The sequence below is a fragment of the Bacillus sp. F2HM genome (assembly GCF_019266135.1).
Classification (GTDB): Bacteria; Bacillota; Bacilli; order Bacillales; family Bacillaceae; genus Bacillus; species Bacillus safensis.
In genome coordinates this window covers 1-23,563 of record NZ_LRMO01000020.1, presented here as the reverse complement: position 1 = coordinate 23,563, position 23,563 = coordinate 1, and the positions used below count along the sequence as shown (strand labels likewise).

Annotated in this window: 23 protein-coding genes; 19 read left to right on the top strand and 4 right to left on the bottom strand. The window is 44.1% G+C overall.

Annotated elements, in window-relative coordinates; genetic code table 11:
- Positions 1–7 precede the first annotated feature (7 nt).
- The 11 genes from purC to ablB all read left to right on the top strand — a co-directional run bounded on the left by purC (position 8) and on the right by ablB (position 10,995).
- Positions 8–730, top strand: coding sequence for a phosphoribosylaminoimidazolesuccinocarboxamide synthase (gene purC, locus AWT60_RS13265; protein WP_106051973.1), 723 nt, complete (start codon positions 8–10; stop codon positions 728–730).
- Positions 723–977 carry a phosphoribosylformylglycinamidine synthase subunit PurS gene (purS, locus tag AWT60_RS13260; RefSeq protein WP_003214349.1) on the top strand — a complete coding sequence of 85 codons (255 nt, stop codon included), beginning with the start codon at positions 723–725 and terminating at the stop codon, positions 975–977. Before purC ends, purS begins: the two co-directional genes overlap by 8 nt.
- Entirely contained in the window at positions 974–1,657 is a 684-nt protein-coding gene (purQ, locus tag AWT60_RS13255; protein WP_024424510.1) for a phosphoribosylformylglycinamidine synthase subunit PurQ, read from the top strand. The genes purS and purQ overlap by 4 nt, the downstream gene beginning before the upstream one ends.
- Positions 1,641–3,872, top strand: a complete 2,232-nt coding sequence (gene purL / locus AWT60_RS13250; protein WP_034623021.1) for a phosphoribosylformylglycinamidine synthase subunit PurL — start codon at positions 1,641–1,643, stop codon at positions 3,870–3,872. Before purQ ends, purL begins: the two co-directional genes overlap by 17 nt.
- Positions 3,848–5,278 carry an amidophosphoribosyltransferase gene (gene purF, locus AWT60_RS13245; RefSeq protein ID WP_024424615.1) on the top strand — a complete coding sequence of 477 codons (1,431 nt, stop codon included), beginning with the start codon at positions 3,848–3,850 and terminating at the stop codon, positions 5,276–5,278. Before purL ends, purF begins: the two co-directional genes overlap by 25 nt.
- A 96-nt stretch (positions 5,279–5,374) precedes the next feature.
- Positions 5,375–6,415, top strand: a complete 1,041-nt coding sequence (gene purM / locus AWT60_RS13240; RefSeq protein ID WP_024424511.1) for a phosphoribosylformylglycinamidine cyclo-ligase — start codon at positions 5,375–5,377, stop codon at positions 6,413–6,415.
- Complete coding sequence (purN, locus tag AWT60_RS13235; RefSeq protein WP_041108687.1) at positions 6,412–6,981, top strand: phosphoribosylglycinamide formyltransferase; 570 nt, start codon at positions 6,412–6,414, stop codon at positions 6,979–6,981. The genes purM and purN overlap by 4 nt, the downstream gene beginning before the upstream one ends.
- A 15-nt stretch (positions 6,982–6,996) precedes the next feature.
- Positions 6,997–8,535 (top strand): bifunctional phosphoribosylaminoimidazolecarboxamide formyltransferase/IMP cyclohydrolase, encoded by a 1,539-nt coding sequence (purH, locus tag AWT60_RS13230; RefSeq protein WP_025092624.1) that lies wholly within the window; start codon positions 6,997–6,999, stop codon positions 8,533–8,535.
- Positions 8,536–8,547: 12 nt separating this feature from the next.
- Positions 8,548–9,822 carry a phosphoribosylamine--glycine ligase gene (gene purD / locus AWT60_RS13225; RefSeq protein WP_025092625.1) on the top strand — a complete coding sequence of 425 codons (1,275 nt, stop codon included), beginning with the start codon at positions 8,548–8,550 and terminating at the stop codon, positions 9,820–9,822.
- 111 nt (positions 9,823–9,933) lie between these two features.
- Entirely contained in the window at positions 9,934–10,128 is a 195-nt protein-coding gene (locus tag AWT60_RS13220) for a hypothetical protein (RefSeq protein WP_218677358.1), read from the top strand.
- A gap of 21 nt (positions 10,129–10,149) precedes the next feature.
- Positions 10,150–10,995 carry a putative beta-lysine N-acetyltransferase gene (ablB, locus tag AWT60_RS13215; protein WP_218677357.1) on the top strand — a complete coding sequence of 282 codons (846 nt, stop codon included), beginning with the start codon at positions 10,150–10,152 and terminating at the stop codon, positions 10,993–10,995.
- Here ablB and AWT60_RS13210 read toward each other — a convergent pair.
- A complete protein-coding gene (locus tag AWT60_RS13210; protein ID WP_218677356.1) occupies positions 10,990–12,648 on the bottom strand; it encodes a PucR family transcriptional regulator in 1,659 nt (552 codons plus the stop codon). The two genes, ablB and AWT60_RS13210, sit on opposite strands and share 6 nt — an antisense overlap.
- A gap of 191 nt (positions 12,649–12,839) precedes the next feature.
- Between AWT60_RS13210 and AWT60_RS13205 the strand changes: the two genes are divergently transcribed.
- Genes AWT60_RS13205 through AWT60_RS13190 form a run of 4 tightly spaced genes read left to right on the top strand, consistent with a single transcriptional unit; the run spans position 12,840 to position 16,824 of the window.
- Complete coding sequence (locus AWT60_RS13205) at positions 12,840–14,204, top strand: aspartate aminotransferase family protein (protein ID WP_218677355.1); 1,365 nt, start codon at positions 12,840–12,842, stop codon at positions 14,202–14,204.
- Positions 14,205–14,216: 12 nt separating this feature from the next.
- Entirely contained in the window at positions 14,217–14,903 is a 687-nt protein-coding gene (locus AWT60_RS13200; protein WP_034282829.1) for a CoA transferase subunit A, read from the top strand.
- Positions 14,879–15,544 (top strand): 3-oxoacid CoA-transferase subunit B, encoded by a 666-nt coding sequence (locus AWT60_RS13195; protein WP_041108675.1) that lies wholly within the window; start codon positions 14,879–14,881, stop codon positions 15,542–15,544. The genes AWT60_RS13200 and AWT60_RS13195 overlap by 25 nt, the downstream gene beginning before the upstream one ends.
- Before the next feature lie 14 nt (positions 15,545–15,558).
- A complete protein-coding gene (locus AWT60_RS13190; protein WP_218677354.1) occupies positions 15,559–16,824 on the top strand; it encodes a peptidase in 1,266 nt (421 codons plus the stop codon).
- Positions 16,825–16,856: 32 nt separating this feature from the next.
- On the opposite strand, the gene AWT60_RS13185 is transcribed toward AWT60_RS13190, so the two are convergent.
- Positions 16,857–17,078, bottom strand: coding sequence for a YgaP family membrane protein (locus tag AWT60_RS13185; protein ID WP_024426689.1), 222 nt, complete (start codon positions 17,076–17,078; stop codon positions 16,857–16,859).
- 125 nt (positions 17,079–17,203) lie between these two features.
- Here AWT60_RS13185 and AWT60_RS13180 point away from each other — a divergent pair, with 125 nt between their 5' ends.
- Together AWT60_RS13180 and AWT60_RS13175 are read left to right on the top strand one after the other, a co-directional pair.
- On the top strand, positions 17,204–18,946 hold the full coding sequence (locus AWT60_RS13180) for an adenine deaminase C-terminal domain-containing protein (RefSeq protein WP_024426688.1): 1,743 nt from the start codon (positions 17,204–17,206) through the stop codon (positions 18,944–18,946).
- A gap of 560 nt (positions 18,947–19,506) precedes the next feature.
- Positions 19,507–19,821 (top strand): YerC/YecD family TrpR-related protein, encoded by a 315-nt coding sequence (locus AWT60_RS13175; RefSeq protein WP_024424524.1) that lies wholly within the window; start codon positions 19,507–19,509, stop codon positions 19,819–19,821.
- A gap of 248 nt (positions 19,822–20,069) precedes the next feature.
- On the opposite strand, the gene AWT60_RS13170 is transcribed toward AWT60_RS13175, so the two are convergent.
- Positions 20,070–21,650 carry an FMN-binding glutamate synthase family protein gene (locus tag AWT60_RS13170; protein ID WP_041108671.1) on the bottom strand — a complete coding sequence of 527 codons (1,581 nt, stop codon included), beginning with the start codon at positions 21,648–21,650 and terminating at the stop codon, positions 20,070–20,072.
- A 139-nt stretch (positions 21,651–21,789) separates the two neighbouring features.
- Between AWT60_RS13170 and AWT60_RS13165 the strand changes: the two genes are divergently transcribed.
- Positions 21,790–22,020, top strand: coding sequence for a hypothetical protein (locus AWT60_RS13165; protein WP_039176971.1), 231 nt, complete (start codon positions 21,790–21,792; stop codon positions 22,018–22,020).
- A 47-nt stretch (positions 22,021–22,067) separates the two neighbouring features.
- On the opposite strand, the gene AWT60_RS13160 is transcribed toward AWT60_RS13165, so the two are convergent.
- A complete protein-coding gene (locus tag AWT60_RS13160) occupies positions 22,068–22,418 on the bottom strand; it encodes a DUF2283 domain-containing protein (RefSeq protein WP_041108670.1) in 351 nt (116 codons plus the stop codon).
- A gap of 563 nt (positions 22,419–22,981) precedes the next feature.
- On the opposite strand from AWT60_RS13160, the gene AWT60_RS13155 reads away from it, so the two are divergent.
- Positions 22,982–23,497, top strand: coding sequence for a hypothetical protein (locus tag AWT60_RS13155; protein ID WP_117612521.1), 516 nt, complete (start codon positions 22,982–22,984; stop codon positions 23,495–23,497).
- Positions 23,498–23,563: the final 66 nt, after the last annotated feature.

Sequence of the window (23,563 nt, the reverse complement as noted above, 5' to 3'; positions counted from 1 at the left end):
AACCTGAATGACTGTGAAACAAGAACTTCTCTACGAAGGCAAAGCGAAAAAAATCTATCAGACCGATGACGAGCATATTTTATATGTCGAATATAAAGACTCAGCTACAGCATTTAACGGCGAAAAGAAAGCAGAAATCGAAGGCAAAGGCAGACTGAACAACGAAATTTCGAGCTTAATCTTTCAAATGCTGCATGAGAAAGGGATCAACAATCACTTTGTGAAACGTCTTTCTGAAACAGAGCAGCTCATTCAAAAGGTACAGATTGTTCCGCTTGAAGTGGTTGTACGAAATGTAGTGGCAGGCAGTATGTCAAAACGCCTCGGCATTCCAGAGGGAACGAAACTGGACACACCTTTGATTGAGTTTTACTACAAAGATGATGCGCTCGGCGATCCGCTCATTACAGAAGATCATATCCGCATTTTAGATGCAGCGACACCAGAGCAGGTCGAGGAAATGAAACAAATCACAAGACAAGTGAATGAAGAGTTAAAGCAAATCTTCTCAGACTGCCATGTGAATTTAATTGATTTCAAGCTTGAATTCGGAATAGATCACGAGAATCGTATTTTGCTAGCTGATGAGATTTCACCTGATACGTGCAGGCTTTGGGACAAAGATACAAACGAAAAGCTTGATAAAGACGTGTTCAGACGAAACCTGGGCGGCTTAACGAATGCATACGAAGAGATTTTCAAAAGACTTGGAGGCCATAAACATGTATAAAGTGAAAATTTTTGTCAGCTTAAAAGAGAGCGTTCTTGATCCTCAAGGAAGTGCCGTGCAGCATGCTTTGCACAGCATGTCTTATCAGGAAGTAAAGGATGTCCGTATCGGGAAATACATGGAGCTTGTCATTGAAAAATCAGATCGTGATTTAGACACAGTCGTCAAAGAAATGTGCGAAAAATTACTTGCCAACACGGTGATTGAAGATTACCGCTATGAGGTGGAGGAGGTTGTCGCACAGTGAAGTTTGCAGTGATCGTCTTGCCTGGCTCTAACTGTGATATCGATATGTACCATGCGATTCAAGATGAGCTAGGTGAACAAGTTGAATATGTATGGCACGACGAAACGAGTCTTGACGGATTTGACGGTGTACTCGTACCAGGCGGTTTCTCTTATGGGGATTACTTAAGATGTGGTGCGATCGCCCGCTTCTCAAACATCATGCCGGCGGTGAAAAAAGCAGCTGAGGAAGGAAAACCTGTTCTTGGTGTTTGTAACGGGTTCCAAATTCTTCAGGAGCTAGGCATTCTTCCGGGTGCGATGAGACGAAATAAAGACTTGAAATTTATCTGTCGTCCAGTTGAACTCATTGTAGAAAACAACGAAACGCAATTTACAAGCGGTTATCAAAAAGGCGAATCCATTACGATTCCTGTAGCGCACGGTGAAGGCAACTTCTACTGTGACGAAGACACTTTAGCGAAGCTCATTGAACGCGGCCAAATCGCTTTCACTTACGGAGACGATATTAACGGCAGTGTGAATCGTATTGCAGGTGTAACGAATGAAGAGGGCAATGTACTCGGCATGATGCCGCACCCTGAGCGCGCGGTTGATTCATTACTAGGCAGCGCAGACGGACTTAAATTGTTTCAATCTATCGTGAAAAATTGGAGGGACACTCATGTCACTACTGCTTGAACCAAGTCACAAGCAAATTAAAGAAGAGAAATTGTATCAGCAAATGGGATTGAGTGATGAAGAATTCGCTTTAATCGAATCCATTATTGGCAGGCTGCCAAACTACACAGAAACGGGCATTTTTTCTGTCATGTGGTCAGAGCATTGCAGTTATAAAAACTCAAAGCCTGTTTTAAGCAAATTCCCGACAAAAGGAGAGCACGTCCTTCAAGGTCCTGGGGAAGGCGCTGGAATCGTTGATATTGGAGACAACCAAGCGGTTGTATTTAAAATCGAATCACATAACCATCCATCTGCGATTGAACCGTATCAAGGAGCGGCGACAGGTGTCGGCGGAATTATCCGTGATGTATTCTCCATGGGTGCGCGTCCAATTGCTGTATTAAACTCTCTTCGTTTTGGTGAACTGACTTCACCGCGCGTGAAGTACTTGTTTGAAGAAGTAGTGGCAGGGATCGCAGGCTATGGAAACTGTATCGGAATTCCAACAGTCGGCGGAGAGGTTCATTTCGATCAAAGCTATGAAGGCAACCCGCTCGTAAATGCAATGTGTGTTGGATTAATCAACCATGAAGACATCAAAAAAGGGCAGGCAAAAGGTGTCGGCAACACGGTCATGTACGTTGGTGCCAAAACGGGACGTGACGGAATTCACGGTGCAACATTTGCATCTGAGGAATTTTCTGATGAATCAGAAGAAAAACGCTCAGCAGTTCAAGTCGGTGATCCATTCATGGAAAAACTGCTGCTTGAAGCGTGCCTTGAAGTCATCAAAAACGATGCACTCGTTGGAATTCAGGATATGGGAGCGGCTGGCTTAACAAGCTCAAGTGCGGAAATGGCGAGTAAAGCAGGTTCTGGTATCGAGATGAATCTAGACCTTATCCCGCAGCGTGAAACAGGCATGTCAGCATATGAAATGATGCTCTCTGAATCTCAAGAGAGAATGCTTTTGGTTATTGAAAAAGGCCGTGAACAAGAAATCATTGATATTTTTGAAAAATACGATCTTGAAGCAGTATCAGTCGGTCATGTGACAGACGATAAAATGCTTCGCTTACTTCACCAAGGTGAAGTGGTATGTGAGCTTCCTGTTGATGCACTTGCAGAAGAAGCGCCGGTTTATCACAAACCGTCAAGTGAGCCTGCATACTATCGTGAGTTTTTAGAAACAAAAGTTGAAGCACCTGCTATCACAGATGCAGCTGACACGTTAAAGCAGCTTCTCCAGCAGCCGACAATTGCAAGTAAAGAATGGGTTTATGACCAATATGACTACATGGTTCGGACAAATACAGTCGTTGCACCAGGCTCTGATGCGGGCGTTTTAAGAATCCGCGGAACGAAAAAAGCCCTTGCGATGACAACCGATTGTAACGCACGTTATCTCTACCTTGATCCAGAGGTTGGCGGGAAAATCGCAGTCGCAGAAGCAGCACGTAACATTGTGTGCTCAGGCGCTCGTCCGCTTGCAGTAACAGATAACCTGAACTTCGGTAACCCAGAAAAACCAGAAATTTTCTGGCAAATTGAAAAATCTGCTGACGGTATTAGCGAAGCGTGCCGCAAGCTCAGCACACCAGTTATCGGTGGTAACGTCTCTTTATATAACGAATCAAATGGAACAGCCATTTACCCAACACCAGTCATTGGGATGGTTGGTTTGGTGGAAGATACAGCTCATATTACGACGCAGTCGTTCCAGCAGGCTGGCGATGTGATTTTCGTCATTGGTGAGACGAAGGAAGAATTCGCAGGCAGTGAGCTTCAAAAGATGACAGAAGGCCGTATTTACGGAAAAGCACCAGAAATTGATTTGGATGTAGAGCTCACTCGTCAGGAAGCTCTTCTTGCTGCGATTCAAAACGGACTTGTTCAATCAGCACACGATGTGTCTGAAGGCGGTCTTGGTGTTGCACTTGCTGAAAGTACATTTGGAACAGACGGTCTTGGCGCTCATATCCAAATTGATTTAAACAGCGAAGCTTCATTATTCAGTGAAACACAGTCACGTTTTGTCGTCACAGTGAAACCAGAGCACCGTGAAGCATTTGCTGCGGCTGTCAAAGATGCGAAAGAAGTTGGAACGGTCACAAATGATGGGCTATTCACTGTCAAAAATCAAGAAGGACAACAATGGATTCATGCAGCGGTCAACGAGCTTGAACGCGCATGGAAAGGAGCGATCCCATGCTTGCTGAAATCAGAGGCTTAAACGAAGAGTGTGGCGTCTTTGGGGTTTGGGGACACGAAGAAGCCCCGCAAATCACATATTACGGATTGCATAGTCTTCAGCACCGAGGACAAGAGGGTGCGGGAATCATTGCAACAGATGGTGAAAACCTGACGGCACATAAAGGCCTTGGACTGATTACGGAAGTCTTTCAAAACGGTGAGCTAAAGGATTTGAAAGGAAAAGGTGCGATCGGACACGTTCGGTATGCGACAGCAGGCGGAGGCGGCTTTGAAAATGTGCAGCCCCTCTTCTTCCGCTCGCAAAACAACGGCAGTCTTGCCCTTGCTCATAATGGGAACTTAGTGAATGCAACGCAATTAAAGCAGCAGCTAGAGAACCAGGGGAGTATATTCCAAACATCTTCTGACACTGAAGTGCTTGCTCATTTAATTAAGCGCAGCGGCTATGTTGAATTGAAAGAGCAGATCAAAAATGCCCTGTCCATGCTTAAAGGCGCATATGCTTTCTTAATTATGACGGAAACAGAAATGATTGTGGCTCTTGATCCGAACGGCTTACGTCCGCTTTCACTTGGTATGCTTGGGGACGCGTATGTTGTTGCTTCTGAAACATGTGCATTTGATGTTGTCGGCGCCACGTATTTACGAGATGTGGAGCCTGGAGAAATGCTGATCATTAATGATGAAGGCCTGAAATCTGAACGCTTCTCCATGAACATTAACCGCAGCATGTGCAGCATGGAATACATTTATTTCTCAAGACCTGACAGCAATATCAACGGCATCAACGTGCATAGTGCGAGAAAGAATCTTGGCAAAAAGCTTGCCGAGGAAGCGCATGTCGAAGCAGATGTCGTGACAGGTGTACCAGATTCGAGTATTTCTGCAGCGATTGGATATGCCGAAGCAACAGGTATTCCATATGAGCTCGGTTTAATTAAAAACCGTTATGTCGGACGGACCTTTATCCAGCCGTCTCAAGCATTGCGTGAGCAGGGCGTGCGCATGAAGCTGTCAGCTGTGCGCGGGGTCGTCGAAGGAAAACGTGTCGTGATGGTGGATGATTCCATCGTACGCGGAACTACGAGCCGCCGCATTGTGACGATGCTGAGAGAAGCGGGTGCGACGGAAGTCCATGTACGCATTAGTTCACCGCCTATCGCACATCCATGTTTTTATGGAATTGATACGTCCACACATGAAGAGCTGATTGCTTCTTCTCATTCAGTGGAAGAAATTAGACAGGAAATCGGTGCAGACTCCATTGCATTTTTATCCGTAGACGGTTTAATGGACGGGATTGGCAGGAAGTATGATGATCCGCAGCGCGGTCAATGTTTAGCATGCTTTACTGGGAAATATCCGACTGAAATTTATGAAGATACTGTTCTTCCGCATGTGAAGGAAACAGCACTGACGAAATAATCGAATAAAGGAGCAGCAGTCAAGATGATTTGATATGCTGCTCTTTCATTCTGCTGAAAATAAATGGAAGAGAAGCAGCTAAAAGGAGTGAATGGGATGTCAGAAGCATATAAAAACGCCGGTGTCGACATCGAAGCAGGATACGAAGCCGTCAAACGAATGAAAACACACGTGGAACGTACAAAAAGAGCAGGCGTCATGGGTGCTCTAGGCGGATTTGGCGGTATGTTTGATTTATCTGAGCTGCCATACAAAAAGCCCGTTCTTGTCTCAGGAACAGATGGTGTCGGAACAAAATTAAAGCTTGCCTTTTTAATGGATCAACACGATACGATCGGTGTTGATGCCGTGGCAATGTGTGTGAACGATGTGCTGGCACAAGGGGCAGAGCCGCTCTTTTTCTTAGATTACCTAGCAGTTGGTAAAGCAGATCCGATAAAAATTGAATCAATCGTCAAAGGTGTGGCTGACGGCTGTGAGCAGTCTGGTTCAGCGCTTGTCGGCGGAGAAACAGCAGAAATGCCGGGTCTTTACACAGAAGATGAATATGATATTGCTGGTTTTTCAGTAGGCGTCGTTGAAAAGGATGAAATCGTGACAGGAGAGAGCATCAAAGAGGGGCACTTGCTTATCGGACTCAGCTCAAGCGGAATTCATAGCAATGGGTACTCTCTCGTTCGTAAAGTATTGCTGGAAGACGCTGGTCTGGATCTGCATCAAACGTATGAACCTTTTACAAGACCGCTTGGAGAAGAGCTTCTTGAACCGACCAAAATTTATGTGAAGCCTGTTCTCAAACAAGTGAAAGCCGGCAAGATTGACGGCATGGCACATGTGACAGGCGGCGGCTTTATTGAAAATTTACCGCGTATGCTGCCTGAAGGGCTTGGCGTTGAGATTGATAACGGCTCATGGCCAGTACCGCCAATTTTCTCCTTTATTCAAGAAAAAGGACAGTTAAAGGCTGAAGAAATGTTCAACGTATTTAATATGGGCATTGGTTTTGTCTTAGCGGTAAAAGAAGATGACCTTGTCGAAGTGATCAGAGGACTTGAAGAAGACGGAGAGAAAGCATTTCTCATCGGTCGTGTTCAAAAAGGAGAAGGTGTCACATTCGGCGGTGGAAGCCTCTCATGAAGAAGTTTGCGATCTTCGCCTCTGGAAGCGGGACGAATTTTCAAGCCATTATGGATACATTAAAAAAAGAACAGTGGCAGGCAGAGGCCGCCATTGTGATTTGTGATAAACCGGGTGCAAAGGTGCTGGAGCGTGCTGAGAAAGAGGGCATTCCCTCCTTTGCCTTTACCCCGAAGGCTTTTCCGAATAAAGCCGCTTTTGAACAAACGATCATTGAACAGCTTAGGCTGCATGAAGTGGAATGGATTTTCCTTGCTGGGTATATGAGACTGATTGGTCCGACATTACTTGAAGCATTCAGAGGGAAAATTGTCAATATCCACCCGTCCTTGCTGCCAGCCTTCCCAGGGCTGGATGCCATTGGACAAGCCTATCAAGCAGGCGTCAAAGTGGCGGGTATCACCGTCCATTTTGTCGATGAAGGCATGGATACAGGTCCGATTATTGACCAAGCGTCGATTTACATCGAACAAGGGGAAGAGCTTGAATCGATTGAAAAAAGAATGCATGAACTAGAACACACACTATATCCAAAAGTGATCAAATCACTTTTAGAATTATCTTAATGAGGTGACGAAGGCATGACGATCAAACGCGCATTAATCAGTGTTTCCGATAAAACGAATCTTGTACCTTTTGTGAAAGAATTAACAGAACTTGGCGTTGAAGTGATTTCAACTGGAGGTACACATAAGCTTCTTCAAGAGAACGGCATTGATGTCATTGGAATTTCAGAAGTCACTGGATTCCCTGAAATCATGGATGGACGACTCAAAACACTTCACCCGAACATTCATGGCGGGCTTTTAGCAGTGAGAGAAAACGATGAGCATATGGCACAGATTGAGAAGCATGGCATTCAGCCGATTGATCTTGTTGTCGTGAATCTCTATCCATTCAAAGAGACAATCTCAAAAGACGATGTGACGTATGAAGAAGCGATTGAAAACATTGATATTGGCGGACCGGGAATGCTTCGTGCAGCATCAAAAAACCACCAAGACGTCACAGTGATTGTCGATCCTCGTGACTATGATACAGTCATCCAGCAAATCAAAGAAGGCGGCGTGTCACTCGAGAAAAAACGTGAGCTCGCTGCAAAGGTATTCCGTCATACGGCTGCTTACGATGCTCTGATTGCGGATTACTTAACAAACTTTGTGGGCGAAACAGAGCCAGAACAGTTCACTGTCACGTTTGAGAAAAAACAATCCCTTCGTTATGGAGAAAACCCGCACCAAGCGGCGACTTTCTATGAAAATGCTCTTCCAGCCAAAGGTTCTTTGGCTACTGCAAAGCAATTACATGGAAAAGAACTTTCCTACAACAATATCAAAGATGCAGATGCCGCTCTTCAAATTGTACGTGAATTCACGGAGCCAGCAGCTGTCGCTGTGAAGCATATGAACCCGTGCGGCGTTGGTACAGGAGAAACGATTGCAGAAGCATTTGACCGAGCATTCAAAGCAGATGAGACGTCTATTTTTGGCGGCATTGTGGCACTTAACCGTGAAGTAGACAAACAAACGGCTGAGGTGCTGCATACGATTTTCTTAGAAATTGTCATCGCCCCATCGTTCAGCCAAGAAGCACTTGACGTGTTAACAGCGAAAAAGAATCTTCGTCTATTAACATTAGATGTAGAAGCAGATCTCGGGAAAAAGGAAAAGCAGCTGACAAGTGTCCATGGCGGACTGCTTGTTCAGGATATTGACACGTACGGCTTAGAGGAAGCAACGATTTCTATTCCAACGAAAAGAGAACCAACAGAAGACGAATGGAAAGACTTAAAGCTTGCTTGGAAAGTAGTCAAGCATGTGAAATCAAATGCTATTGTCCTTGCGAAAGATCAAATGACAGCAGGAATCGGTGCTGGTCAAATGAACCGCGTGGGCTCAGCTAACATTGCAATTGAGCAAGCTGGTGAAAAGGCAAAAGGAAGCGCACTAGGCTCTGATGCATTCTTCCCAATGGGCGATACAGTGGAAGCTGCTGCAAAGGCAGGCGTCACAGCGATCATTCAGCCAGGCGGATCTATTCGTGATGAAGAATCGATTCAAAAAGCAGATGAATACGGCATCGCCATGGTCTTCACTGGCGTTAGACATTTCAAACATTAAGGGGATGACAGTGTGAACGTATTAATTATCGGCAGAGGCGGAAGAGAGCATACCATCGCATGGAAAGTGAATCAAAGTGAACTTGTCAGCCAAGTATTTGTCGCACCCGGCAATGATGGAATGACAGATGCTGCGAAGCTTGTACCAATCGACGAAGGCGATCATGAGGCGTTAATTCGTTTTGCAAAAGAAAACGAAATCGGCTTAACCATTGTCGGTCCAGAGGTCCCTTTAATCGCAGGTATCGTTGATGCATTTGAAGAAGCAGGTCTAAAAGTATTTGGACCGAATGCAAAAGCTGCGGTCATTGAAGGCTCAAAGGAATTTGCAAAAGACTTAATGAAGAACTACGATATCCCAACAGCCGCTTACGCTGCCTTTACCTCGTTTGAAGAAGCAAAGGCATATGTGGAAGAAAAGGGTGCGCCGATTGTCATTAAAGCAGACGGGCTTGCCGCAGGAAAAGGCGTCACAGTGGCCATGACGCTTGAAGAGGCCGTCGATTGTCTGCATGATTTCTTAGAGGATGAAAAGTTTGGCGATGCAAGTGCATCTGTTGTCATCGAAGAATTTTTAACAGGCGAAGAATTTTCACTCATGGCCTTTGTCAACGGAGAAAAGGTGTACCCGATGGTGATTGCGCAGGATCACAAACGGGCGTTTGAAGATGACAAAGGGCCGAACACTGGCGGAATGGGCGCTTATTCACCAGTTCCGCAAATTTCAGATGAAGTGGTTCAGAAAGCCGTGGAAGATGTTGTGAAACCGGCAGCTCGCGCGATGGTGCAGGAAGGGCGTCCATTTACAGGCATTTTATATGCAGGTTTAATGCTGACACCAGAAGGCTCAAAGGTGATTGAATTCAATGCACGCTTTGGCGACCCTGAAACGCAGGTGGTTCTCCCTCGTCTTGAATCAGATTTAGTCCAAGTATTCCTCGATATTCTTGATGGAAAAGATGTGGACTTACAGTGGAAAGACACTGCGGCTGTCAGTGTGGTTCTTGCATCAGAAGGATACCCAGAAGACTATGCAAAAGGCACACCGATCGGTGCCTTGCAAACGACTGTCTCTGATGTCGTGACCTTCCATGCAGGAACAAAAAAAGAAAACGATCAATTCGTCACAAATGGCGGACGTGTAGCGAATGTGACCGCATTTGACGACACATTTGAAGCGGCAAGATCAAGAGTGTATGAAGCGGTTGAAGAAATCATACAGCCAGGTCTATTTTATCGCCGTGACATCGGTGCCCGTGCACTGAAGGCTGCGGGGAAAAACGTTTAATCAAAACACCTTTCTATCTGATGAGATGGAAAGGTGTTTTTTGTTCATGAGAAGGGATGATGCTCGAATATGAAGAAGTAGTATGGGATGACGAGTTTATGAGGAGGCAGCATGGTCATTCAAGGAATTATTCTATTTGCAATCGTGTTACTTATTTTATTTATACTGTTCTCAAATCTCATCATGTATGAAGCGAGAAAGCAAAACAAAACCCAAAAAGGCTCAGCCATTCGGTATATGATCATGTCGATTTTTTCTGGTATCGTCATTGTTTCATTTTCCATTTGGATTTTTTTTATTAGCTGATTTATAAGAGAGGATGAGTATATGGTGCAATTGAAGGAACTTGCGAACGAGCGTTTTTCTGCCTCGATCTGTATTGATTCATTTAATGAGCGAATCCGTTTGGATGACTACAGCGGCAGGGTGCGGGATGTGATTCAGTCGGTTCTTAAGGAAGCGGCAGCCTGCAAGGCTTCTAAGGTCATTGTGAAAGTCAGGCGTGAGCATATGCCTCTTTTTTTAGAAAAAGGCTTTCGGCTTGAAGGCGTGTTTTCTCATTATTTTCTTGGAAGTGATGCGTACGGCATGTCGCTCTTTCTGACGGAGGATCGAATGAACAGCCCGTATTGGCTGAAGGAAGATGAAATTGTTGCGTCTATTCAGGAAAAGCCTCTCAAAAAAGACCAAGGCACGTGGCAGGATGAGTATGTGATGCGGAAAGCGGATACGCAAGATATTCACAAGCTGGCAAAGCTCTATGATACCGTTTTTGAAACGTATCCTACGCCAATGAACGAGTCAGATTACATCCAAAAGGTGATGGAGGAAGGGACGGTTTTTTATGCCGTTGAACATGACGGGCACATTGTGAGTGCAGCATCCGCTGAAATCAATGCGCCGTATGGTCATGCGGAATTAACAGATTGTGCGACCCTTCCATCATACAGAAAACTAGGATTCATGCATCATTTGATTCTAGCACTCGAAAAAGAACTTCAATCCATGCACATCTATGTCTTTTATTCTCTCGCACGTGCACTGTCCTATGGAATGAACCAAGTGTTTTATCAGCTCGGCTATACGTATACCGGGCGTTTCCAAAACAACTGTTATATTTTTGACAAAATTGAAGATATGAATCTATGGGTGAAAACGCCGAATGAATCATGAAATGGTTCTCATCTGATCAAGCAGACCAGATAGGCGGTACGCCATGATACTGAGCTGCAGCTTCATTCGATCATCCGTGGATTTGAGGCTGCAGCCTGTTCTCGTTTCAATTTGTTTCAGCCGGTAGCTTAATGTATGCCTGTGAATAAACAATTCCCCCGCAGATTTTTGAATATTTTCATTGTGGGCCAAATACACTTCGAGTGTATGGATCAGGTCTGCTCCCTGTTTTTTCGTATAAAGCAAAGGACTTAACAGCTCCACGTAAAAGTCATGCAAATTCATACCCGCTTCATTCATTTCAAGCAGCATCCCGTATAAGCCGAGCTTCTGATAATGAATGATGCATTCGTCTGTCTTTAAAAGCGGAAGAAGCCTTGCTGCATACTGCGCTTCCTTCGCGCTTTTTGAAAAGAGACCGATCTGATCATAGGCTCTCCCAATGCCAATCACAATCGGATGGACGGGAAAAAAATAAGACCAGGTGCTCCGGCACTCTTCTGCTGCGCGATACCACTCCGCTTCTTGAAACGCTTTTTTTCCTGCTGGTGTAAGAATAAAAATGGAATCTAGCCTTGTCTTAAGTAAAAAAGGAATATGTCTGCGTTCAAATATCGACGTGAGCAATTGAGATAGACGCTGCATCATTTGGTGATCAAGCTGTGTGTGCTGATGCTGAAATTGAAAGTAGATGACCACCTGCTCATCGCTCATATCATATTGCAGCTTTGTTGCTTGTTCGACCACATAGCTTTCTTCTGTGTATTGCTGCTGCAAAATATCATCTAATAAATGACCTTGCATTTGGTTTTCTGTATCTTGAATGGCTTTTTGCTTCAGCCATTCAATCGCATACACCGCCCCGGCATGCTCGATGGCAATCGCGTCAAGATGATGCCATGCATCCTTTTTCTTTAAAGATACAATAAACCCGAAAATATCGCCCATCGCAATGACCGGACATGCAGCGAGGACAAACGCACCGCATGTGTCATAAACGAGCCGTCCTTTCTCCTCAGCCTGCTTGAGAAGAGGCGTTGTTTCAATTGGTTCGTGATCTGTTTGAAAGCCAAAGGCAGGAGAATACATTACTTCCTCTGTTTCGAAGTGAGCTGCTGTTTGATGTAAAAAAACATCAAGCACAACGATGTTCGCCGAAGTGAGATGTGCCAGCTCATCTGTAATTTGCGTGACATTTTTATTGCTGACATTTAAATGGGTCAGTCTTTGGTGAATCGCTGAAGAATATTTAAGCTGATGGAGCTGGCTGCTGACGATTTGCTCTAGGACGGCTTTTGTAATGTCTGAAAAGTTGACATGTGAAGGAATCTCGATGAGTGGAATGCCGCTGTTTTTGGCAGCTTCGATCAGTGATGCCGGAATTTCCGTTAAGTATACGCCTTTATAAATCGCAATGGCCGATAGACGTTGAGATTGAATCAGCTCCTCAAGCCGGGTGCGCCTTTCCTGATTGTCTGCAAGCCCAAAGCCGGTTGTGACGAGCAGTTCCCCTTCTGAAAGCCTTGAAGTATCTTCGATAATTTCCACGATGGTCACCCACTGAATGAGGCGTTCTAGTCCATTTTCCCCAGCAAGCAGCTTTGTTTCCTTCATGATATTGAGCGAGAGTGCATCTTTGACGAGAATCGCCATAGACTCATGACCTCCTTTTGAACACTCTTATACACGATGTATAAAAAATGCGTGTGAAATTCGGGCATGTGGCGAATGGAGGATGACTGCCCTCTTGATTAAGCTAATCTTATAACAAGTATACAAAATTTTCTTGCGATTCATGAAAAAAGAAAGATGCAGCTGCTGACGAGAGAGGGAGGAATGACAAAGTGGAGACCCGGGATTACTTAATCAAACCGATGTTGAATCAGCATTATCCTGTGGCTGTGAAAGGAGAGGGGATTTATTTATATGATCGGGACGGGAAAAAATATTTAGACGGCTCATCTGGTGCTGTCACGGCGAGTATTGGACATGGCATACGAGACATCATTGATGCCATGACAGAGCAAGCGGAAAAGGTGAGCTTTACGTACAGATCACAATTCACAAATGAACCAGCAGAAGAACTAGCTTATGAATTGAGTACGCTCTGCCCAGGGAACCTGAACTGGTCTTTTTTTGTCGGAAGCGGATCAGAGGCAACAGAGACCGCCATGAAAATTGCCATTCAGCATTGGCAGGAGCAGGGGAAGGCTGAGAAGAATCACATCATTTCAAGATGGATGAGTTATCATGGCATCACACTCGGTGCGCTGTCGATGTCAGGTCATATTGCAAGGAGAGAGCGCTTTGAACCACTGCTCGAAAAACACCCGGTGCTGTCTCCGCCATACAGCTATCGTTCATGGCTGCCAAAGGAAGAAAGCAAGCAGGTCGAATGGTATGTACAGGAATTTAAGACCGTCATCCAGCGTATAGGAAAAGAGAGGATTGCGGCTTTTATTGCAGAGCCGATTGTTGGAGCAGCGGGCGCAGCACTTGTACCGCCAGACGGATATTTTGCGGCGATGAAGCGAGTTTGTGAGGAAAACGATATTTTAATGATTGCAGATGAAGTCATGACAGGCTTTGGACGAACTGGGAAAATGTTTGCCATGGAACATTGGGGCGTCGTACCAGATATTATGGTACTCGGAAAAGGCATGAGCGCCGGCTATTCACCAATTGCGGCAGCTGTCTCAGCGGATCATGTGATGGCACCGATTCTCAGCGGTTCGGGCTCTGTGATGGCAGGCCACACTTATAGCGGCAATCCGCTTTCAGCAGCCGTCTCACTGGCTGTCATTCGATATATGAAAAAACACCAGCTTTCAGAACGGGCTGATCTGTCTGGCCGATATTTAATGAATGCTTTAAAGGATTTGCAAACAAACCATTCCATCATAGGAGATGTGAGAGGAAAGGGACTGCTCATTGGCATTGAGTTTGTCGCAGACCGATTATCGAAAACACCATTTCCTGCCCATGCTCAAATGACGCATTTAGTTGTGGAGACGGCCAAGCAAAATGGTTTGCTTGTTTACCCAGCAAGCGCTGGAGAGGATGGTGTGGGGGGTGCAGCGGTCATGATCGCACCGCCGCTTTCCATTACGCAACAGGAGATGGATGAACTGATTCATTTATTCGGGCAGACAATGACGCAGGTCGAGCAAGAAGTCATCAATCGAGGGTTTTTCCCATCTGCCATGTAGGGAGGAAAGATGATGAACAAAACAGCGAACTTTGATCAAGTCATCACGCATTTTAGAGACGGAATGACCATCATGTTTGGTGGCTTTGGCGGTGTGGGGTCCCCGCCATCATTGATCGATGCCATCCTAGAAGCCAATATCAAAGACCTGACATTGATCGGAAACGATGCAGGCTTCCCGCAAATCGGTGTTGGCAGGCTGATCACAGAAGGAAGAGTGAAGAAAATCATTGCCTCTCATATTGGCTCAAATCCAATTGCCGGGCAGAAAATGCAGGCAGGTACACTAGACGTTCTTTTTTACCCGCAGGGCATCCTAGCAGAAAAGATCAGGGCAGGCGGGATGGGTTTAGCGGGCATTGTGACAGATGTCGGCATGGATAGCCTCAATCTTGATGAGAAACAATTGGTTCAGCTGGATGGAAAGAAGTATATCCTTGAGCCTGCACTGACTGCGGATATCGCGATTGTGAATGCCCTCAAAGCAGATGAAGCAGGGAACCTGATTTTTGATAAAAGTGCGCGGAATACAAACCCGATTGTGGCGATGGCAGGAGACTGGACCATTGCGGAAGTAGAAGAGATTGTGCCTGTGGGCGGGCTTCATCCAGAGGAAATCGTCACACCAGGCGTATTTGTGAACCAGATCGTGCAATCAAAAGGAGTGAACTGGACATGGGCATGGGAGACATCGATTTAAGACACCGCATAGCCAAACGCGCGGCACAGGAAATTGAAGATGGCATGATTGTGAATCTTGGGATCGGCATCCCGACCCTTGCAGCTGACTACATCCCAGCACATTACGAGGTGTGGCTGCATGCAGAAAACGGCATTATGGGGGCAGGCGCTTCACCAGCACGAGGGGAAGAAGATCCGAATTTGTGCAATGCCGGCGGTTTCCCCATTACGTTAACAAAAGGCGGCTCATATATGGACAGTACAACCGCTTTTGGCATCATTCGCAAAGGAATGCTGGATATGACCATTTTAGGTGCACTTGAAGTCAGCAGTCATGGGGATCTTGCCAATTGGATTGTGCCAGGGAAACGAGTGCCGGGTATGGGTGGGGCGATTGAGCTCGCGCAAAAAGCGAAAAAGGTGGTGGTTGTGATGAGCCACCTTGATAAACATGGGCAATCTAAGATAAAAGCAGCCTGCACGCTGCCTTTAACAGCTAAGTCTTGTGTGGACCTGATTATTACGGATATGGCAGTCATTGAGGTCAAGTCACAGCTGCTCATTTTGCGTGAAGTCATGCCGCCGTATCAGCCGGAAGATGTCATGAGGGCGACAGAGGCGCCACTCATTTTAGCGCCTGATGTCAAATCTGTTGTGTAGAAAGGATGACCGACTTGCAGCCAATTACACGTATCAGAAGCTGGATGAAAGAGCATCAGAAGGAAGCCGTGACGCTTCTTCAGCAAATGGTGCAATGTGACAGCACACAAGGAAATGAGCAAGAAGTACAGCAAATCGTAGCAAATAAACTTTCTGCCATTGGTTTTGATGTTGACATGTGGGACATTGGCGGAGATGACTTGCTGAACCACCCGTATTTTTATTCCCCGAGACGTTCCTTTAAAGGAAGTCCTAATGTCGCCGGACGATTGAAAGGAAAAGGGGGCGGCAAATCTATTTTATTAAATGGGCATGTGGATGTTGTCCCGGCAGGAGATCACAAACAATGGACATATCCGCCCTACAGCGGGCATATCATAAACGGGAGACTTTATGGACGCGGGGCAACAGATATGAAAGGTGGAAACGTTTCTTTACTCTTTGCACTTGAGGCACTGCATGCGCTTCAGATTCCGCTGAAGGGAGATGTCGTGTTTCATAGTGTTGTCGAAGAAGAGAGCGGCGGTGCAGGCACCCTTGCAGCCATACTGAGAGGATATACAGCAGATGCAGCCATCATTCCAGAGCCAAGTCATATGAAAATCTTTCCGATTCAGCAAGGATCTAAATGGTTCAGACTGCATATTAAAGGAAGGGCTGCTCATGGCGGAACAAGATATCACGGCGTTTCTGCTATTGAAAAGAGCACGATTGTCCTTTCACATATAGCGGCACTTGAAGAAAAAAGAAATCAGCGAATCACTGAGCCATTGTTTCAGCATATCCCAATCCCGATCCCAATCAATATCGGGAAAATTCAAGGCGGCGATTGGCCATCCTCTGTAGCAGACCTTGTCACAATGGAAGGCAGGCTCGGGGTGATGCCAGGTGAAACGGTAGAACAGGCAGAGAAGGAATTAGAAAATTGGATGGCAGGACTCGGAGAAAAAGATGAATGGTTCCAAGAGCATCCTGTTGAGGTCGAATGGTTTGGTGCAAGATGGCTTCCGGGTTCAATCGATACAGATCATCCGCTTTTAGGTTTATTGAAGGAACAATATGAAGCGGTCATGAAGCAGCCGCCGAAAATCGAAGCCGCCCCTTGGGGAACGGACGGCGGATTACTGTCACAGGCAGCGGGTATTCCGATCATCGTGTTTGGACCGGGAACAACGGAGCTTGCCCATTTTCCGAATGAATCCATCGACATTGAGCATGTGATTGAAGCAGCAGAAATTATTGCAGGAACAATGGTCGAATGGTGTGAAGCAGCGGAATGAGATGAAAATGATCACAAAAAAAGAAGGCTGCCTTACTCAGCCTTCTCTTTATGTGTGTCCTGCTGCTCACACATATATGTCACTGGACAAAAACGAAGAATGCCAGATCCCAGTTTCATACCGCCAAACATGATGCTAAAAAGCAGCATTTTACTCCATGGTTTTCTAGCATATAAGGATCCAGCCACAGTACATATTGTCATTCCGCAGGCAATTCTAATGAGCGCTTCCATTAAGCCGAGATTAGGTTTCATTGAAGGTGAATCTCCTTTTTTAAATTATTTTAAGTGTGATTTCAAGAAATTGTAACGTTTCATTAATGCGTAACGTAGTTCGTTATGTTACGATAGGGCTAATACAAATGAAGGAGAGTATGTGAATGTCCGAACGTACTTTTAATTGGAGAAACAATGACATCCGCACACAAATCGATGTAGTCGACTCAAAAATAGTTCCAACACTCCTTTTAACGAATGGACTCGTGCTTAACCCGTTTTTGAAGCAATGGGTGAAGGCAAATATTTGGATACATGATGATCGAATTGTTTATGTCGGAGCAGAGCTTCCTCAAAATAAATCAGCTAAACGTGTGATTGATTGTGAAGGGAAATACATTGTGCCTGGGTATATAGAGCCTCACGCGCATCCGTTCCATATTTATAATCCCCAATCACTTGCAGAATATGTGTCTCAATTTGGCACAACAACAATGGTCAGCGATAACTTATTTCTTCTTTTGCAAAGCAATGAAAAGAAAGCGCTTTCCACTCTATGTGAATTAAAAAAGCAGCCATTTCAGTATTTCTGGTGGTCCAGATACGATCTTCAAACGGAAGTCAGATATGAAGATGAGATGCTGCCAGTCAACTACCGGAAGGAATGGATTGATCATCCTGACGTCCTCCAAGGCGGCGAATTAACAAGCTGGCCAAGATTGATGGACGGTGATGATCTCATTTTATATTGCATGCAAGAAACAAAGAAGCAGAGAAAACGAATTGAAGGGCATTTCCCTGGAGCTTCTGAGAAAACGCTAACAAAAATGAAGCTGTTTGGCGCGGACAGTGATCATGAAGCGATGAATGCGGACGATGTGTTAAAACGCTTGTCCCTTGGCTATCATGTTTCATTGCGGCATTCTTCCATCCGCCCAGATTTAGTGAACATTTTAAGAGAACTGCATGAGCGTGACTTTAGACACTATGATCACTTTTTCTATACAACAGATGGTGCTGCCCCTCACTTTTATGAGGAAGGCATGATTAACCGTTTGATTTCGATTGCCCTTGAAGAAGGCGTGCCGATCATTGATGCGTATAATATGGCGACATTTAACATTGCAAAATACTATCAAATTGATGATTTATTAGGCGTTGTTGGCCCAGGCCGGCTGGCTTCTTTAAATATTTTAGATGATCCAATGAACCCAAATCCCGAAACGGTGATATCTAAAGGGGTTATTCTCAAATTAGATGGCGAGAACCAGCATCAATTCCAAGAAACAAAATGGGAAAATGGCGGGCTTGCTCCATTAGATTTAAGCTACGACCTCACGATGAGTGATTTGCAATTCTCTATGCCGCTAGGTGTGAAGATGAGAAATGCTGTCATCATGGAGCCTTATACAGTGGAAATTGATAACTCAATCAACCAGCTGTCATGTGACCATGATCAAAGCTTCTTTAGCCTGATTGACCGAAAAGGCGAGTGGCGTGTGAATACGATGCTAAAAGGGTTCGCAAATAAAGTGCAGGGCTTTGTCAGCTCATTTTCGCTCACGGGTGACATTTTAGTGATCGGGAAAAATAAAGAAGATATGATGCTGGCACATAAGCGGATGAAAGAAATTGGCGGGGGGATCGTACTCACAGAGAACGGGAAAATTTTGCACGAAATCCCGCTGCAATTATCAGGCTGTGCATCGGCTGAACCGTTTGAGACTGTTCTTCAGCAGGAACAAACATTGCGTGAGCTGCTCATTGAGCGCGGCTATCCATTTGACTGCCCAATTGATACACTTGTCTTTTTCCAAAGTACACATTTGCCGTATATTCGAGTGACACCAAGAGGAATATTTGATGTCATGAAAAAAACTGTACTCTTTCCGTCTATAATGCGTTAAAATATAACAGAGTGGAGCTGTATCATCTTTGCCGCATTTTCTGACTGCTGTTATAGGGCAGAAGTGAGCCATGGTTCTCTTCACTGCCATGTAAGTGAAAATGATCTTATGTGGAGCTATTGACAAAGCAGAGGGCTTTGACATGACGAATGAAGTACTTTAATTGTAAAATGATTTTGCCGGTTACGCTGACCGGCCAACATATTTTGAATAACCTGAGCAAGGCGGGGCGCATATTTGTGGTCTCGCCGAGCTTTCTGCAAGCCTGTATATGAGGGCAGAAGACCTAACCAAGCAGAAGTCATCTTTATACCGGAAGCAAACAAGTTTGTCAGATTGTCATACAAGGAAAATGACAGAACTTGTCGAATTTGTTTACGATAAAGAAGCTTCGGCTTACGAAAGAACCTGACGGCATTTTCAGCGTGGAACCAAACCTGTCATGATCTGTTCAAAGCTCATTGCTGAGGTTTTAAAAAATTAGTCAGGAAAGATACCGCTTTCTTAGAAGAAGATCGTGCGAAGCGGTGTGGCAATAGTAAAGGAGAAGATGTATTAAGATGCAAATTGATAAATTAAGGGGCAAAAGCTTAGATCAGTTATTCAACTCCATCTTATCCCTTAAAGACCTGGAAGAATGTTATCGATTCTTTGATGATTTATGTACCATCAATGAAATCCAATCTTTATCACAGCGTCTTGAAGTAGCGCGTATGCTTCGCGAGGGAAACACGTATCATAAAATTGAGACGGAAACAGGTGCAAGCACTGCAACCATCTCACGTGTCAAACGCTGCTTGAACTACGGAAACGATGCCTATACGATGGCACTTGACCGCGTAGCAGAACAGCAGGAAAATAACGAAACAAAATAAAGCAGCTTTCACTGTAAACAATCCTTTTCACGAAAAATGGACTTGTTTGCAGTTTTTTTATGAAAAGGCGGGCAGGGGCTGATAAAGTGTCCCTGTTTTTTTACTTTAGCTCGCCTATAAACCATCTTTCTCCTTCATAGGAGATGCCATCTTCACTAGAGATGATTTCCTTAAACTCTACTGTTTGCAAACTTTATACGCGATTGAGTGAAAAGGTCAAAAAAGGCGCGTTTCCGCACCTTTTCGAGCTAGACAGATGGCTGTGTGCCTGAGAACATCGGCACTTCGCTTGTTTCACCATTCTCTTGTCTAAAGATAATATGTTTTTCATTAAAATGAATAGGAGATTCTATTCCCGCAGCTGCGGATAAATTAAACAAACCTTCTCTAAGAGACAGGATATAATTGCACACTCGGTATTTTTTTTCTTCAATCGATAAACCCTTTTGCAGCTTTGGGTCAGTCGTGGCGACCCCGACTGGGCATTTATTCGTGTGGCAGACTTGGGCGCGAATGCATCCGACTGAAAACATGAGTCCTCTGGCAATATTCACAAAGTCAGCTCCCATTGAAAGGGCAATCGCAATTTTATCAGGCGAGAGAAGTTTGCCAGAAGCAAAGAGCTTCACTTGATCTCTGACACCGTATTCTTTCAATATTTGATGAACCATTGGGAGTGCCGTGAAAATCGGCAGCCCTGCGGAATCCGCCAATTCATGAAAGGACGCGCCTGTACCGCCTTCTCCGCCATCCACTGTAATGAAATCAGGGTGTTTCCCGCTTTTTTTCATATAGCTGGCAAGCTCTTCAATATTTTCTTTATGTCCGACAACAAGTTTGATTCCAACTGGCTTTCCGCCTATACTCCGCAGCTGATCAATGAAATCAAACATGTCAGGAATGGAGTGGAACATCTCAAAGCGGTTTGGGCTGTCAATGGATTGGTGAGGCGGTAATTTACGGATATTCGCAATTTCTTCCGTCACCTTTTCGCCGTCAATATGACCGCCGCGTGTTTTTGCTCCTTGTGCCAGCTTGAGTTCAAAGGCTTTGACTTCCTCGTGTTCGCTTTTTTTCTTGAATTCTTCAAAGGAAAATGCGCCATCCTCTGTTCTGACGCCAAATAAACCGGGCCCAATCTGGCAAATGATATCTGCACCGCCTTTGAGGTGATAAGGAGAAAGCCCGCCTTCACCTGTGTTCATCCACGTCCCGCCGGCCATTTTTAATCCTGAGGATAGAGCTGTAATCGCCCTGTCGCCTAAGGAGCCGTAGCTCATGGCAGATTGACCGATCAGTCCTTTCACACGGAAAGGCTTTTGACATGTGTGTTCGCCAATGACTTGTACATCCTCTTGATGGAGAAAGTAAGGATTTGCTTCGACTTCTTTGAAATGTTCACTTCTTCGCAGTAAATTGTCTTGATCAATCTGATATACTTTTGTTTTGATTTTTTCAGATTGATCGATTCGAAGTTCATTTCGCTGCTTTGGAAACAGGACGTTTCGAATGTAATAGCCTGGCTTGTCAAAATCACGTTTTGAGCCAAAGCCCATTGTCCGGCTTTTGTACTTCCCTGACATGACCGCCTGCTCGTATTCTCTTCTTGAGAAGGGCAGCTCCTCTCGGTCATTCAGAAACAGATATTGGCGAAGCTCAGGTCCTATTTTTTCAAAAATAAACCGCAGCTTTCCAATGACCGGATAATTTCGCAGAACTGAATGTTCTTCTTGTTTTTCATCCCTCATCCAAATCCAGATCAATAGAATGATTGGGATGATCAAACAAATGACTAGCAATGTGCCGATGACAATTAAAGTTGTTGTCATGAAGATCCCCTCTTTTCTCTTTCATTGCTGTTGATATTCCACTTTTTAATGAAAGAGAAACCACATCAGCATATTGTGACGTTTAGAAATGAAAAGGCGGGGTAACTTACAAATAAGATCATAAGGGGAGGGAACATACATGAATAAGCGTCCAAATGCGTATGTACTTGCAGGATTAGGGGTTGGAGGAGCTGTGTTATTAGCGGTAAAAAATAAACAGCATCTGAAAAAATGGGCAAGCATGTTCCGGTCAGATGAAAAGGTTCCTGAAAAAGCCGGCCACCCAGATCCATTAGATATCCAAGACAACAAAATGGTCGACGAAGGAGCCATGACATCCGTCCATTATTTTAATGAAGCGAGACAATAATTTGAAAAAACCCGTTTTGAAAGATCAAAACGGGTTTTTCTTGTTTTTCATTTGACGTTATAGCGAATTGGATCGACAATAGTAAAACCGATCAGCCCATTGTGATCAGGTGTCGAGAATTGAAATTCAACGCCTGACAGTTGATAGGTTGAGAGAATTTCCTGATCCGTCAAACGTAAAGAAAGCTCATCCTCATAAACCGGTACGTTCTGCAGGACCTTGGATTCTTCTGCAAATAACTCCAAGCCAGCCACTCGGCCCTCTTTGTCGATATCTACATTGACACATTCATTGACATCTAATTCAATGGTTTCTTTGATTTTCATATGCTCCGCTTGCGGGGTGATATAGATGTAACCGATGTCTATATTTTGTTCATATGTAATCGTTCTTTTCAATGGGGTCACCTGCTTCATTTTAATTTTAACTGTAGCTAATTAACGAGATTTGAAATTATGAATGGGTATCGAAGATAAATTAAAGAATATCAATTATTATAATAAACTAAAATTAAGAACATAGCAGGATGTGCAACGAATGTATATTTGTATATACTTTAAAGGGATAAATTAACTATATTGGAGATGAATTATAAATGGCGGATTTGTATTTTTTTGAAAAAATGTCTGAACTGAGCCATATAGTACTTGTGTTGTGCGCATATGCTTTTTATTGGAGACTTAAGAAAACTAGAAATGAGAGGAAGCTCACTAATTTTGAACTTTTTCTAAAATATTTTATTTTATTTGGAGTATTAACTTGGGGAATCTCATTTGTGGTTTTAACAGTCTCATAATTCTGCGAAAAAAGTCGAATTAGCACTATTTATGTAAAAACAAATTATTTCTACCTTAAAACGAAAACTAAACTAACACTATATGTTATTATCAAAAATAACCATAAAATCAAATTTATGGTTATTTGTTAGGTTATTTTAAGGAAAAGGGGAGTTTATACATTGATGAAAAAATTATTTGTATTCACATTGGCTTTATTACTTTCTATTGCAACAATAGTGCCAGTAGCATCAGCTGAAAATTCAGTAAATCCTGAGGCTGGATTGAAAGGGTTAACAAAAGAACAAATTGAAAAATCTGTAGCTGAAATAGAGTATATCTTTACTAAAATTCTAGTATTTGATGACGAAGCAGGTTATGTTGTTAACGAAAAGGAATTAGAAAAAGCTTCATACCCAGTTTATCAAAAAGAAGGCATGATCGCTTTTGCGAACTATATGAATCAACAAAAAGGTATTGCTACTACACAAAAAAACACTGTTCAACGTTGTCTTGAAGATGCTCTTGGTATAACCAAGGGGGCTTTAAATCAGGTTCAAAAGGCTATTGAAAAAGGTGAATGGTTAAGTGTTCTAGGGTTCCTAACTTTAACTGGAATTGCGGTATCACCTCCTGTATTATTTGGCTTTTTCTTGCTATGTGGTGCACCAACAGCACAAGTTGCTCCACTTGAAAAATAAAAAAACTGTGTTCATTTATTAAAAAAGCAGATGCTTAGCATCTGCTTCAGACCGTAGACAAACCCC

Coding starts and splice junctions, on each gene's coding strand:
- purC (WP_106051973.1), top strand. CDS start 8: ATGACTGTGAAACAAGAACTTCTCTACGAAGGCAAAGCGAAAAAAATC.
- ablB (WP_218677357.1), top strand. CDS start 10,150: ATGGTGCAATTGAAGGAACTTGCGAACGAGCGTTTTTCTGCCTCGATC.
- purM (WP_024424511.1), top strand. CDS start 5,375: ATGTCAGAAGCATATAAAAACGCCGGTGTCGACATCGAAGCAGGATAC.
- purH (WP_025092624.1), top strand. CDS start 6,997: ATGACGATCAAACGCGCATTAATCAGTGTTTCCGATAAAACGAATCTT.
- AWT60_RS13210 (WP_218677356.1), bottom strand. CDS start 12,648: ATGGCGATTCTCGTCAAAGATGCACTCTCGCTCAATATCATGAAGGAA.
- AWT60_RS13165 (WP_039176971.1), top strand. CDS start 21,790: ATGAATAAGCGTCCAAATGCGTATGTACTTGCAGGATTAGGGGTTGGA.
- purS (WP_003214349.1), top strand. CDS start 723: ATGTATAAAGTGAAAATTTTTGTCAGCTTAAAAGAGAGCGTTCTTGAT.
- AWT60_RS13175 (WP_024424524.1), top strand. CDS start 19,507: ATGCAAATTGATAAATTAAGGGGCAAAAGCTTAGATCAGTTATTCAAC.
- AWT60_RS13220 (WP_218677358.1), top strand. CDS start 9,934: ATGGTCATTCAAGGAATTATTCTATTTGCAATCGTGTTACTTATTTTA.
- purL (WP_034623021.1), top strand. CDS start 1,641: ATGTCACTACTGCTTGAACCAAGTCACAAGCAAATTAAAGAAGAGAAA.
- purF (WP_024424615.1), top strand. CDS start 3,848: ATGCTTGCTGAAATCAGAGGCTTAAACGAAGAGTGTGGCGTCTTTGGG.
- AWT60_RS13185 (WP_024426689.1), bottom strand. CDS start 17,078: ATGAAACCTAATCTCGGCTTAATGGAAGCGCTCATTAGAATTGCCTGC.
- AWT60_RS13155 (WP_117612521.1), top strand. CDS start 22,982: ATGAAAAAATTATTTGTATTCACATTGGCTTTATTACTTTCTATTGCA.
- AWT60_RS13180 (WP_024426688.1), top strand. CDS start 17,204: ATGTCCGAACGTACTTTTAATTGGAGAAACAATGACATCCGCACACAA.
- AWT60_RS13200 (WP_034282829.1), top strand. CDS start 14,217: ATGAACAAAACAGCGAACTTTGATCAAGTCATCACGCATTTTAGAGAC.
- purN (WP_041108687.1), top strand. CDS start 6,412: ATGAAGAAGTTTGCGATCTTCGCCTCTGGAAGCGGGACGAATTTTCAA.
- AWT60_RS13195 (WP_041108675.1), top strand. CDS start 14,879: ATGGGCATGGGAGACATCGATTTAAGACACCGCATAGCCAAACGCGCG.
- AWT60_RS13170 (WP_041108671.1), bottom strand. CDS start 21,650: ATGACAACAACTTTAATTGTCATCGGCACATTGCTAGTCATTTGTTTG.